The organism is Flintibacter muris (assembly GCF_943192995.1).
GTDB classification, from domain to species: domain Bacteria; phylum Bacillota; class Clostridia; order Oscillospirales; family Oscillospiraceae; genus Lawsonibacter; species Lawsonibacter muris.
Window position 1 is genome coordinate 1 of record NZ_CALPCP010000062.1, and the last position, 12982, is coordinate 12982.

At 50.2% G+C, this 12982-nt stretch carries 14 protein-coding genes and 1 pseudogene; 11 read left to right on the forward strand and 4 right to left on the reverse strand.

Annotated features, from left to right (window positions below; all coding sequences use genetic code 11):
• The 8 genes and pseudogenes from NFS22_RS21820 to NFS22_RS21855 form a co-directional block, all read left to right on the forward strand.
• Window positions 1-831 (forward strand): prealbumin-like fold domain-containing protein (locus tag NFS22_RS21820; RefSeq protein ID WP_251319786.1); only part of this gene is annotated, 831 nt, incomplete at its 5' end.
• 88 nt (window positions 832-919) lie between these two features.
• Window positions 920-1258, forward strand: a complete 339-nt coding sequence (locus NFS22_RS21825; protein WP_251319787.1) for a DUF3852 domain-containing protein — start codon at window positions 920-922, stop codon at window positions 1256-1258.
• Between the two features lie 8 nt (window positions 1259-1266).
• Entirely contained in the window at window positions 1267-1800 is a 534-nt protein-coding gene (locus NFS22_RS21830) for a hypothetical protein (RefSeq protein WP_251319788.1), read from the forward strand.
• A 58-nt stretch (window positions 1801-1858) separates the two neighbouring features.
• A complete protein-coding gene (locus tag NFS22_RS21835; RefSeq protein ID WP_420908903.1) occupies window positions 1859-2725 on the forward strand; it encodes a conjugal transfer protein TrbL family protein in 867 nt (288 codons plus the stop codon).
• 10 nt (window positions 2726-2735) lie between these two features.
• Window positions 2736-3133 (forward strand): annotated as a pseudogene (locus NFS22_RS21840) (DNA cytosine methyltransferase); the annotation flags it as partial.
• A gap of 166 nt (window positions 3134-3299) precedes the next feature.
• Entirely contained in the window at window positions 3300-4478 is a 1179-nt protein-coding gene (locus NFS22_RS21845; RefSeq protein ID WP_251319789.1) for a tyrosine-type recombinase/integrase, read from the forward strand.
• Complete coding sequence (locus tag NFS22_RS21850; RefSeq protein WP_251319790.1) at window positions 4475-5329, forward strand: tyrosine-type recombinase/integrase; 855 nt, start codon at window positions 4475-4477, stop codon at window positions 5327-5329. The genes NFS22_RS21845 and NFS22_RS21850 overlap by 4 nt, the downstream gene beginning before the upstream one ends.
• A gap of 105 nt (window positions 5330-5434) precedes the next feature.
• A complete protein-coding gene (locus NFS22_RS21855) occupies window positions 5435-6448 on the forward strand; it encodes a site-specific integrase (RefSeq protein WP_251319791.1) in 1014 nt (337 codons plus the stop codon).
• 119 nt (window positions 6449-6567) lie between these two features.
• Here NFS22_RS21855 and NFS22_RS21860 read toward each other — a convergent pair whose 3' ends face one another.
• On the reverse strand, window positions 6568-7239 hold the full coding sequence (locus NFS22_RS21860) for a GNAT family N-acetyltransferase (protein WP_251319792.1): 672 nt from the start codon (window positions 7237-7239) through the stop codon (window positions 6568-6570).
• Complete coding sequence (locus NFS22_RS21865; protein ID WP_251319793.1) at window positions 7217-8212, reverse strand: hypothetical protein; 996 nt, start codon at window positions 8210-8212, stop codon at window positions 7217-7219. Before NFS22_RS21865 ends, NFS22_RS21860 begins: the two co-directional genes overlap by 23 nt.
• Window positions 8213-8739: 527 nt before the next feature.
• On the opposite strand from NFS22_RS21865, the gene NFS22_RS21870 reads away from it, so the two are divergent.
• The 3 genes from NFS22_RS21870 to NFS22_RS21880 all read left to right on the forward strand — a co-directional run bounded on the left by NFS22_RS21870 (window position 8740) and on the right by NFS22_RS21880 (window position 11634).
• Window positions 8740-9072 (forward strand): DUF5663 domain-containing protein, encoded by a 333-nt coding sequence (locus NFS22_RS21870; RefSeq protein ID WP_251319794.1) that lies wholly within the window; start codon window positions 8740-8742, stop codon window positions 9070-9072.
• Window positions 9073-9295: 223 nt separating this feature from the next.
• Window positions 9296-10240 (forward strand): CHAP domain-containing protein, encoded by a 945-nt coding sequence (locus NFS22_RS21875; RefSeq protein WP_251319795.1) that lies wholly within the window; start codon window positions 9296-9298, stop codon window positions 10238-10240.
• 935 nt (window positions 10241-11175) lie between these two features.
• Entirely contained in the window at window positions 11176-11634 is a 459-nt protein-coding gene (locus NFS22_RS21880) for a hypothetical protein (protein WP_251319796.1), read from the forward strand.
• A gap of 80 nt (window positions 11635-11714) precedes the next feature.
• On the opposite strand, the gene NFS22_RS21885 is transcribed toward NFS22_RS21880, so the two are convergent.
• Window positions 11715-12218 (reverse strand): uracil-DNA glycosylase family protein, encoded by a 504-nt coding sequence (locus NFS22_RS21885; RefSeq protein ID WP_338148053.1) that lies wholly within the window; start codon window positions 12216-12218, stop codon window positions 11715-11717.
• An 82-nt stretch (window positions 12219-12300) separates the two neighbouring features.
• Entirely contained in the window at window positions 12301-12900 is a 600-nt protein-coding gene (locus tag NFS22_RS21890; protein WP_251319798.1) for a nucleoside 2-deoxyribosyltransferase, read from the reverse strand.
• Window positions 12901-12982 lie beyond the last annotated feature (82 nt).

Here is a 12982-nt window from a genome sequence, read left to right on the forward strand (position 1 = left end):
CATACCTGCGTCTCTCATTTTTCTGTATCATACCCTCATTATAGCACCTTTTTATCTATTGGTACAGCTTCTGAGTTTGAGATCTATCACTATCGCACCGGCAATCTGGTGGATACGGTCAGGACAGACAAGAATGGCGTGGCCGTGTCCAAGCCCCTGCCCCTGGGCCGGTATAAGGTGGTTGAGTCCAAGGCCGCTGAGTTCTACGGCCTGGATAAGACGCCCATTGAGGTGGAGATCGAGCACGCCGGCCAGATCGTCAAGACGGCTATGACCAACAAAGCCCTGTACACCAACGTCTCCATCAAGAAGACCGGCTTTGTGGAGGTCATGCCCGGCCAGCAGCTCCGCTACGACTTCTCTGGCATCGCAAACAACTCCACCACGGCGCTCACCAGCTTCTACTGGCGGGACACCCTGCCCGTCCAGGCGGTACGGCTGGACAAGATCATCACCGGCACCTACAATGTGCAGGGGAATTACAAGATCGTGCTCAAAACCAATCTCAGTAGTGAGTACCGCACTATGTACGATAACCTGAGCACCATGCAGAACTATGTGCTGGACGCCTCTCCCGCCGCGCTGGGGCTGGCCTCCAATGAGTATGTCACCGAGTTTATGGTCTCCTTCGGCGTTGTCCCCGCCAACTTCCGGCAGGTGGAAGCTCCCAAGGTGTACTGCAACGTGGTGTCCTGGCTCACCGGGGGGACCCAGTTCGTCAACCAGGCGGACGTGGGCGGCGTGTACAACGGTCAGTGGATCATGGCCACCAGCAGATGGGTCACCAGGGTTTACAAGCCCGCCAAGCCCCTGCCCCGCACCGGCTATTAAAATCCCTGACCATGCGTATGGAGCGAGGAGCTGCCCATTGAGGACAGCTCCTCTTCTGTTTTAGAATGATTTGATTTAGGAGGTCAATATGAAACTCTACAAGAAAAAAATTATTCGCATTCTTACCATCACCTTGATGGTGGTCACGCTCTGCTGTGTCCCTGCTCTGGCTGACGGAGACGTGGCCTCCGCTGTGGAGAGCACCTGGAAGGATGCCGCCACACAGATCAAAACTGTGGTGGAGAAGGTGGTCTTCCCCGCACTGGATATGGTCCTCGCCATTGCCTTCTTCACCAAACTGGGTATGGCTTACTTTGATTACCGCAAACATGGGCAGTTTGAGTGGACGGGCCCAGTGATCCTCTTCGCCTGCCTGGTCTTCACCCTCACCGCCCCGTCCTATATCTGGGGCATCATCGGACTGTGAGGCAGAAGATGGATGAACAAACGGCAAACCAGCAGAAATGCCCGAGGATCTTCTCCCCCATCTGGGTAAGCATTGGGGAGGCTGAAGAATACTGGAGCCCTGAATGTCTCTACGACAATTCCGCGCCCTTTGCACAGAATATCTATGAAGCCTTGCAGAAATTCCACTCTGAACCGTCCGTCGGTATCGATCTGATGAAGTATTTCTCCTGGCCCAGTGACCGGGAAGTTGACTATGGCGTCAGGCTCAAGATTCAGTCTGCACGCCTGAATGTCTGCGCTGTAGGTAAAACTGCCTATGCGGTCGTTGACCTGGAAACTTCCGCTGAGTTGACAGACAAAGAATGGGACGCTTTTACATGTCAACTGGAGTACCAGTATCAGCAGGGCTGGGGTGCGGAGTTTGAGGTGACAGACATTCCGATTGGCAATAACCAGATGATCCTTGCCAGGCTGTGTCAGGAAGATCTGATCTGTTGTTATACAGACGAACAGCTGCGGGAGAGACAGGACCCCTCCTGGCAGATGGAACAGACTCTATAGTCAAAGCGCCTGGAGGTGATTTGCTATTTTCATTTTTGACTTTGTAGCGTCCACCATCATGGACAACCTGATCGACTGGTTCTACGGCCAGGTGGTGGGTTTCCTGGGCAACTTCTTTGCCGTTATGGGTAATATGGGCGTGGAGCTGTTCGAGCTGGACTGGGTACAGGCCATCGTCCTGTTTTTCTCTCAGCTTGGCTGGGCGCTCTTCGGCGTCAGTGTTGTAGTCTCTGGTTTTGAATTTGGGATCGAATACTCCACCGGCAGAGGAAACCTCCAGCAGACAGCGTTGAACACCATCAAGGGCTTTATGGCTGTCAGCCTGTTTACTGTGGTCCCGGTACGGCTCTATTCCCTCTCTGTCTCCCTCCAGGGCAAGCTGGCCGTTGGATTGACTGGCGCTGACACTACGATCGGAGCCGTGGGAGAGCGGATCATTGAGGAACTGACCAGCGTGGAGAGCATCACGGATATGGTGGACGCTCCCAACTTTGGCCTGAGCGTCCTCACCAGCCCGATTATGCTGATCTTCTGTATCATTATGATGGCTTATGCCGTTATCAAGGTGTTTTTCGCCAATCTCAAGCGGGGTGGCATCCTGCTCATCCAGATCGCCGTGGGGAGTCTTTATATGTTCAGTATTCCCAGAGGCTATGTGGACGGCTTTGTCCAATGGATCAAACAGGTCATCGGCCTGTGCCTGACTGCCTTTCTGCAATCAACAATCCTGGTGGCTGGCCTGATGGTCTTCCGAGAACACGCCCTGTTGGGGCTGGGCCTCATGCTCTCCGCAGGAGAGGTGCCCCGGATTGCCGGGACCTTTGGTCTGGACACCACCACCAGGGCCAATATCATGAGTGCCGTCTACACCGCTCAGGCCGCCGTCAACACCACCCGCACTGTCGTGCAGGCGGTATCAAAATAAGGAGGAGAATATGCTGAAACAAATCATCACTATGGGCAGCCTGTTTGACGGCATCGGCGGCTTCCCTCTTGCGGTGGTCCGCAACGGAATCGTTCCGGTCTGGGCCAGTGAGATTGAGCCGTTTCCCATCCGGGTCACGAAGCATCATTTTCCCAATATGCGCCATGTGGGGGACATCACCAGGCTGGACGGAGCTAAACTGCCCCCTGTGGACATTATCTGTGGGGGCAGCCCGTGCCAGGACTGTCTGTGGCCGGAGCGCGCGTCGGATTAACCGGCGCCCGTTCCGGCCTTTTTATGGAACAAATCAGAATCATCACGGAGATGAGAGAGGAGGATAAAAAGCGTGGAAGGACAGGTATCGCTGTTCGGCCCAGATTCGGTGTGTGGGAAAATGTCCCTTATGCGCTTCTTTGCATAAACAACGTTATGAATAGAAAGTAATTATGCAAAGCAAGCGCCAACTTTGCAGTGAGAATTGAATATAGCGTTGTATTTTCTGCGCATAATCTGGTTATCATATATTTACCGACTACCGACAGATGATGAGTATATGGGAATTGGAGAGGTTCTAATGGCTGAAGCACAACAGCAGGTATCAATAGAGTGGTTGCTTGAAACTGCAGACCGCGAGATGTATCGGCTCAAATATTCGGCAAGTTTGGTGGACCAGCATTGCAAAGAACTACGAGGCTTTCGTGACTATTGCAGACAAAACGTTATCTCATTCTATGATGTAGAAACAGGGATCAAGTATTTTACACATCGATATGGGATAAGTTTGACGGACTCATCGGTAAGGTTTACTCCAGCACAGAAGAAAACCCGCATAACAATTCGTTTTCTGGATGATATTTATGTGTTCGGGTATGCCAAACGATATCGTGATTGTGAGTATATTGTGCCATCAGCATATATGCAGCCATTGGAGAACTATCTTAGCTATTGCGCAAAAAATAACGGTGCAGCAGGAAGTATCCGCGTCAAAAGGACAAAACTACTGCAATTTCTCTGTTTTCTTGACAGAAGACATATAGAGCTGAGCAATGTTATTGCCTCCGATATCTCAGATTATATGTCTACCCTTTTCCAGTACAGTAGGACAACTATACATGTCATCAGCAGCGTTTTGAGGGAGTTCTTCCGGTATTTATATGCGGAGGAGATCCTGCAAACTGACTTATCTGGCGATGTGCCACGTCCAAAGATCTATGCGGAGGAAGACATCCCGGAAACATGGACACCGGATGAGATACGACGGCTTCTGGCCGCTGTATTAGGAATGCGGGCTGGAGATATATGTGCACTGCAATTCAAAAACATTGATTGGCATCGGAAACTTATTACCTATACACAGCAGAAGACGGGCAAGGACAATACCTTGCCTTTACTACCCTCTATTGGCGAGGCAATCATAGACTACCTGAAAAACGGAAGGCTGGATTCGGAGTGTGGCAATCTATTCATCCGCCATATTCCCCCATACGGTCCCATTGAATCAGAGAGCACCTTATCAGAGAGCATCAAGCGGTATATGTGGAGAGCGGGTATTTCGGTCAAGAAACGTAAACTTGCCCATGCGATGCGCCATACGCTGGCCAGCACACTGCTTCAGGAAGGCATACCCCTTACAACAATTACAAATATCATGGGGCACGATACACCAAAAACGACTATGGGATACATGAAAGTAGATCTTCCGGCACTTCGTAAGTGTGCACTGTCTTATGGAGCGAAAGAGGGATTTGTATGACCGCAATGCAGTTGTTGGACGATTATCTGGCAGAACGCCATGCGTTGGGGTTTGTGGCAAAAACCGACGAGGGTTGTATCCGGCGTTTTCTGCAGGACTATACTGACCCTGCGGACGGAAATGTGGAGTTTTCAAAGGAATATGTTCTGCAGCATATAGGAAACAGGCTGAACCAGAAACCGAACACAGTTCAAAGGGAAGCCAGTGCTGTTAATGGGTTTATGGATTTTGTGATCCGGAAGGGCTGCAAGGCGTATAAGATTCCGCCGCGCTCATTACCAAAGGCACCACGGAACTTCAAAGCGTATATTTTTTCGGACGATGAGATTGAGCGGATACTGGATGCCGCTGCCCATATTTCCCCGAACAAGCAAAATCCGCTGCACCATCATCAGCTCCCGGTCATGTTCCGCATCTTGTTCAACTGTGGACTTCGTTCCGCCGAATTTCGCGGGCTGCGTGTCCGAGATGTTGATTTATCTCGGAACTTGTTCGTCATCTGGGATACAAAGTTCCACAAAAACAGACTGGTTCCGTTCACCCCATCTGTTGCAGATTCTCTGAAACGGTATCTTCAAGTACTGATGCCTTTGACGGATGATTTATTGCTATTTCCCAGCCCCAAAACTTATGGCCGCTACGCACGGTACAGTGCTTCATGGTTACAGGTGCAACTTCAGATGCTTTTACGCCGTGCGGGAATTCCTTACAGGGGAAAAGGGCAAGGGCCACGTCCTCACGATACTCGTACACCTTTGCCGTCCATTGTCTCAACAACTGGGTGCTTTCGGGTGAAGATCTCACTGCTGCACTTCCTGTCCTTTCAAGGTACCTTGGTCATAGCAGCTTGAAGGGCACACAAAAATATTTGCAGTTGACTGCTCAGATGTATCCAGACATTACCACAAGACTGGAAAAACAGTTCGGTGATCTGATTCCGCAAATGGAGGGGCCCCATGAAAACGACTGACTTTTCCTCTCTCCTGACACGTTATCTGACGCACTATTTGCCGGTGCAGCGCAACCTGAGCAGTAATACGATTCGTTCCTACCGAGATACTTTCAAGTTGCTGTTGTTGTTTTGCAGGGATGTCAAGAAGTTCAATATTTCCAGATTGGCTATCTCCATGTTGGATAAGAAGTGTATAGAGGAGTTCCTTCTCTGGCTGACAAATACCAGAGGAGCCTCTGCTTCCACTTACAACCAGCGTCTCTGTGCGATTCATGCTTTCTTTGACTATGTGATAGCAGAGGAACCAGGGCTTATGGAGCAATGCGTTCAAGTCCTCAATATCCCGCATAAGGTGACCCATGCTCCTCCCGCACATTACTTGACACCAGAATCGCTAAAATTTTTGTTGTCTATGCCAGACAGATCTATGCGTAATGGAAGGCGTCATCTGGTCTTGCTTACAGTTCTGTACGATACGGCAGCCAGGGTCAGTGAGCTCACGGATATATGCCTCAGAGATGTGCGGCTGGAACCGCCTGCCGTGATTACGCTCCACGGGAAAGGCGGAAAAACTCGTTCTGTGCCGCTAATGAAACAAACGGTGGCGCTCTTAAAAGATTATTTTTCAGAGAACAACATGAATCCGCATATCCGTCCGGATATGCCACTATTTTGGAATTCGCGCAGACAGAAGTTGACACGCTCAGGTGTGACATTCATTCTTCAAAAGTACGCTGAAATGGCACAAAAAGTTTCTCTAGATATACCAGACCACATTACACCGCACGTTATGCGGCACACAAAAGCAATGCATCTCGTACAAGCAGACGTCAATCCAATCTATATTAAGGATCTGCTTGGGCATGCGGATATTTCCACGACAGAAATTTACACCAAAGCTGATAGCGAAGCAAAACGGTCCGCCCTGGAAAAAGCCACGGCTCAGTTAGACCTGCCAACAACTTCTGGATGGGAACAAGATACTGACCTTATTGAATGGCTCTCATCTCTGGGGTGACCTATCCCGGCAAAACATTATATGCAGAGAAGCAGGACTTCACTGCCCTGTTTCTCTGTGTTTTTTGACAGCACATAAAAATACGGCGACACAGTGATGCCATATTTTCTGTCCCTGATTCAGTTGCGCCCCTGCAGTACAGCGAATTTTTCCGCCTCGCTGGATTTGAATTCCACCCTTCGGTACATCTGCGTACACGCCGGTTTTTCCGGTCCGAGGGCAAATCCATCCAGCTTTTGAAGCTCGGAAAAACCCGCTCTCTGGTAAAGCTGGTATGCAGCGGTGTTATTGTCCAGAACAAAAAGCTCCATATCCTGCTCGGGGTGCTCTTGGAGAAAGGCGCACATCATGGCGCCCCCTACACCCTGACCCCGTACGCTGCTGTCCACACTGAAATTGACGATGCTAATCGTGGTGTCCGGGTTGGTCTGGTAGGAGGAAAAATACTCATCCTTTGCCTGGGCGTAGCCAGGGGAGACAGGCTCGCTATCCCTCTCCAGTTCCGCCCATAACGCTGTATCGCTCCATTTCAGGCTACCCGCGACCCACAGAACAAGGCCGGACAGTTCACCGTTCAACATCCCCACAAAGCAGTTTTCCGGGCAAAACATATTGTCTCCACCGTGCATAAATACAGCCGAAAGCACTCGCTCCGCCTGGGCCTTGGAGGAAAACAGCGCGGGGTAGATAAAGGGGTCTGTATCATAGATTAAGGAAGCCAGCTGTACAAGCTCCTGCCCGCTCAGTGCTTGCCCCCGTCTCAGCTGTTCAAACTGTAAAGTGTTCGTCATATCGTTTTTTCAGCTCCGAAAGAATGGTTGGATCTTTTGCCTTTAGTTTGAAGGGAAACGGAACCATGGACTGGGCGTATATGCGTCCGCTGATACGGTTTTTCACCAGAAACTGAAATCCCATCCCCCGCCACAGGGCCTCATACGCAGGATGGAACAGGTTGATGCAGATCCGTTTGAAATAGATGCCGTTCTTCGCATAGTCCAGCAATTGTTTCCACAACTCATCCAGCAGGGCCTGATAGTATTGTGCCTTGGCGTACGCCTCGTTACAGGAGAAGTTCAGCAGATAGAGGACGTAATCTCCCGGCAGGAAGAGACATTCGGTGTTCTGGACATCGAATGTGATCTCGAACAGCTCCCCAGCCTCCATGGCCCGCTCTTGCTCCTCGGTGATGGACAGGAAGGACCAGTTACCCACGATTTTATTGCTTGGGTCCACCAGGTAGGCAAAGGTTTCAGGATACCGGCTCAGATATTCCTTCCAGAGCTCCGGTTTGCCCTCATTTTCTGGGGCGACGTCCGGGTACAGCGCAAGGTCATTTTCTACCAGGTTTTGGGCGATGTCCCATGCGGTCAGTCCCAGCTGCTTTAAGTCCTCGTACCGCAGCAGCTGGGCGGCGTCTGAGGGACACATCTCCATTTTAGCTGCCTCTTCCTTGGCGGCCGCCCGTTTTTTGCTCTTCTGGGCACACGAGACAAGGTAACTTGCTATGTCAGAGGATTCTCCCATGCCCTCCAGTTCTTTGATTTCCTCCTCAAAACCGCCGCAGCGGCGGAGATAGTCCAAAACGGCATCCTTTCCAGGGGTGCCCCAATATTTTTTCCCATTGTCCAGGACTGAATCTATAAGATCGGTCAACTTGCTCTCAAAGGTATGAACTTCTTTCGAATCCGGCGAATCCGGGAAATAGCAGCAGTTCTCTAAGTGGTAAATACCTGCGTTCTTATATACCGTAAGCAGCTCTTGCATGAACTCATCTTCCACTTTTTTGAGCTGCTCCCGTTCGCTAGCAGTCAAAACCCATTCTGTTCTCTCCCGCAGTATAAGCGCTCTTCTTTTTTTGTATTCATCGTTATTGTCTCTCATGATTTTCTTTGCATTGGTTGACCATCGTTCCGGCCAAAGAGTTTTACCATACAGCAGATTCTTTGCTGTACCTCCTGTTAGCAGCAGGACGTGACATAGAGATTTTTCACTGATCTCATTATGTGTGATTTCCCGCAGCATCTTTAAGAGCAGACTCAAATTGATTCCCGCCATCTGTTCCACCTGCCTGTCAAAGTAATGCAAACCGGTACGGTACGACTGTTTCCAGCATTATAACACATCCTCAAGGGCGTGTCACCAGATTTTTACAACTGCACCTAAGTGACCCTCACTGCACCTAACTGCACTTGCCAGACTGGGGAAAAGGGGGTAGTGTTAGGGCAACGAGCGGCGCATTAGGAGCTTAGCCGTCCGGCTCGAAGATTGATTTCAGGATTGGAGTGACCAGGATGGGACCGGTCAACCATCGTATTCTTGCGGCCTTTGGCATCACATTTCAGAATGCGGAAGAGGAAAAACGGTTCATAGAAGCGGCAAATGAGCGGTTTATGGTGCAAGTTGGAGCAGAGATCAGCAAGGCCGCCTCACCGGAGCAGATCCAGGAATACCTGATACAGTGCCGCACCGACTCCGCCCTGCGCGCCCAGTGGATCCAGAACTGCTGCCCAGGCTACCAGGAGGTCATTCGCCGGGTGTGGCAGTCCTTTTGCAAGGAGCTCTGTCAAATGCAGAAGGATGCAGAGCAGGGCGGTTTGGGGCCTGATTCCATTGAACCGGAGTGACCCCAACTGCACTATCCCAAAAGAATTTTTTCTGCTATGATTCAGACCATCACAGCAAAGCGCAGGATCAGACGCCTCAGACAGTCCCCCTGGTCTGCGCGGGTACTGATGAAATGATTGAAAGGGGAGGGTGATGCGATGGGATGAAGTGATCTGCTGGTTTCACAAGACCAGAACGCGCAGGAAACAAACCATCATTTATTAGAAAAGGAGTGCAACCACAATGACGAAGAATAAGAAATTTATGTCCTTCCTTTTGTCCCTGGCCATGCTGTTGGGCGTGCTGATGCCCTCCATGATGCAGGCATCGCTGGCGGCCAGCAGCAATCCCTACCCCTATTGGCAGTCGTTCTACTTCAACGGAGTGCAGTATCAGATCATAACCTGCACCTACTACACCTGGGACCGGGTCTATCGGACCCTGGGCATCGCCCTCCCCGCGTGGGGAAATGGGGGCAGCTGGCCGGGCTATGCCCAGGAGGCTGGATACCAGATTGGACAGGAGGCCCGCATCAGCTCCATTGCGTACTGGCTTCCCACAGTGGAAAATCCCTGGGGCCATGTGGCGTATGTCACCGCAGTCTGGGACGGTCATGTCACCTACGATGAGGGCGGCTCCGCTGACCGGCGCGCCAACTCTATCGGTATCTACGAGGGTCATACCCTGCCCGACGGATACACCAAAGAACCTGATGGGTACATCTATCTGACCCCGCAGATCCTCCCACCCAACGCTGGCACTGTTGCGGGGAACCCGGCGCAGCAGTGGACAAGCTGGTCTGCCTGGAGCACGGAGGCCCCCACGGAGGCCGCCAACCGGCAAGTGGAGAAGCGTGAGGTGGTGGAGGGTTATAACCTGGTTACCTATGTGACCCAGGAGGCCGCTTACCCCTATTACCGTAACTTCCGCAACTACAGCATCGGCAACCTTGCTGCCTACGGACTGCGCACAAGCTACGGGGAACACGCCTGGCGCCGCTACGCCACGAAAGCGGAATTGGACGCGGCCGCCACCTGCCAGCCGGGGACCTACATCTGCGATGGTGTCCACGTGAGCGGCTGGTACCGTGGGGAGGGTACAGCCTACTCTTTTCCCGATGGCTATTATTGGTATGTGGAGTCCCCTGTGACCAGGACCGAGTACCGATTCCGGGACCAGGTCTCTTGAGTGGAACGACCACTGTATCTGTTGGGGTGAAACGCCAGGCTGTTTGTGATTGGTCGCATTCGCAGATGATAGACGCTCATATAATCAAGCTGCTAAACTGAGCGCTTAATACGTGACAGGGGAGCGAGACTGTGAAGGTTCGCTCCCCTGCTCTATTGTGGAGAAATGTTCCTTAAGCAAAGTGCATAAGCCCCAAATGCAATAAATCTCGTACAAGCAGACGTTAACCTAATCCATATTAAGGATCTACTTGGACACGCGTATATTTCTATAACAGAAATATACGCCAAAGCTGATGGCGAAGCAAAGCAGGTCGCCCCGGAAAAAGCCGCGGCTCAGTTAGACCTGACGACAACTACTGGATGGGAGCAAGACGCTGAACTCACTGTCTGGCTCTCGTCCCTTGAATGAACATTTTCCCTTAATATTATGTGCAGAGAAACAGTGCCTGACGGTGCTGTTTCTTTGTGTTTTTAGGCGGCGCTTTGCATAATTATTTCCTCTTCATAACGTGCCCGGTTGCCTCTCCTCGGGACGAAACCCGGCAACGGGAAAAAAGCAGCCGGGGAGGGACTTCCGGCAGGTCCTCCGCTCGTTCTTACAGATTGAAGAACCACACCTTGATGTTATTAGACCTGAGAGAGGGCGCTGGGAATATGCTGGGGCCGTGCTGGGAGTACGATCCTCCCTGGCTTGGGTCACTTGGGACAGTCAATTCCTCGGAGTGCCCCAAAGACGTCGTAGAGTCTTTCTTGTCGCAGATTTTGCAGGCTATAGCCCCATTGAAATACTATTTATCGAAGAAGGCATGCAAGGGAATTCTGCGCAGATCGAGAGAGCGAAGGAAACCCCTGCCCCCACAGTTGGAAGCGGCATTGCGGCTGCAGGCGGGGCTGGACGCGCCTGTGAATACAGCGCCGGATGAGTCAGGCAATATGTCCACACAGGACTGCCTTAATCCCTGGGATACCCAGCAGGCCCGAATCTTTACCCCGGAGAGCAAAGCGCCAACGCTGGCCAGCGCGGACGGCGGCGGTGGCCGGAACCCCGCCGGATTGCTCTTTGCCGCTGGTTTCTGCGCCGGAGCCGGACCGTCCGCAGGTGGGATTGGTTACACTGAGGAATGTGCTCCTACGCTTAAGGCATCGTCAAGCGGCACCAACATGGTCCCCTCCGTCCTCTGCCTCAATGACCAGGGCGGCAGCGCCATGCACTGCTCGGAAAATGTCAGTGGAACGCTCCGTGCCCAGGAGCACGGGCATCAACCCCTCGTGCTTGAAAACCACGGTGTGGACGCCCGTTATACCGGGCCCCACAGGGTATCTCCTACCTTATCATGCAGGGCGGGGACTGGCTTTTCTGAACCTAATGAGTACGATACTGAATTAACATGATTGAGGATTCCCAATTACAAACAAAAGTATGTTTATCGACTATAACTTGCGCCCCATACAATCGTATAGGGCGCAAGTTATCAGTCCAGTTCAAGAACATTATGTATAACCGCTCTGATCTCAACCAATCGTTTTTCAAGGAAATCAGGGTGATCCTTAAACCATTTTGCATTTAAAGGAGACGGATGTGGTAGAACATATGCGGGTTTATCATTTATCACATTATCTTTAAAAACTAAGGTTGAGAAATCCTCTTTTGGGAAAAAGAATGCTGCCGCTTTTCCGCCTAAAAGCAAATAAATTTTGTTGTTAACTAAGGACATTTCTTTTCGCAACCATTTGTTTGCACAACTCTTCGGCGGCAAACGATCTCCTCCACTGGGGGATTTCCCAGGGTAACATTGTGCAATGGCAGATATAAAGAAATTATCTGGGTTATAAAAGATTTCGTCATCAATTTTATACCATTCATTTCTTAGTTTTCTCCCACTGGCATCATCAAACGGGGTTAATGTTTTATGAACATTTTGTGAAGGTGCCTGACTTATCTGCATAATCTTAGAGCGTGGGTTACCTAAAATAATTGGATGGGGTTCAAAACCAAATTTCTATTCGCATAAGCGACACGCCAATATTTCCCCTTTTAGAATTTCAAATTCTAATTCTCTATTTTCCATCTTGTTTTCTCTCCATAATATAATCTATAAGCAGATTCAAGTTTGAAGCGACTTTGTCCACAGAAAAATCTATCATTAAATTCTTCCGCATTTTATGTCCATTTTCTCCGTGAATTTCCACAGAACTACTTTCATACATTATACATTTTTTCCTCAAACTCCTTGCGAATCCTAATAAAGCAGCTGTACCTGAATTCAACTCCAACTCATCCCCTATAAAAACAAAAATATCGGACTGGTAAACTTTCCTTGTATCTTGTATACCACGCCTTAAAATTTCTTCTGTATTAGTCGGATAAAATCTATCCGTAACTAATACACGCAGTCCATTGGATTTCAATATTTGCTCTATCTGCGTTGCATATTCTCTTTGGTATTCATATCTTCCCCCTCCAAATTCAATAGTGACGTCTGTTCTCTCATTATACAAAAGTTCATTATACTTTATTTCACTGTCTGCTCCTGTGGAAACTATTTCTGCAATATGAGTTGCGGCATCTTTAAATGCACTCTCCTGTCCCAGATAAAGAGCATTTAAAAAAGAAGTCTGTTCAGGAATTGAATATACATGGGTATACCCATTAAGCATAAATTCTAGTACTCTACCAAGTTAGGAATTAGAAGATGATAGGGTATAGTTTTCTGAGTTTGCACCTGGCGTCATCAGAGGA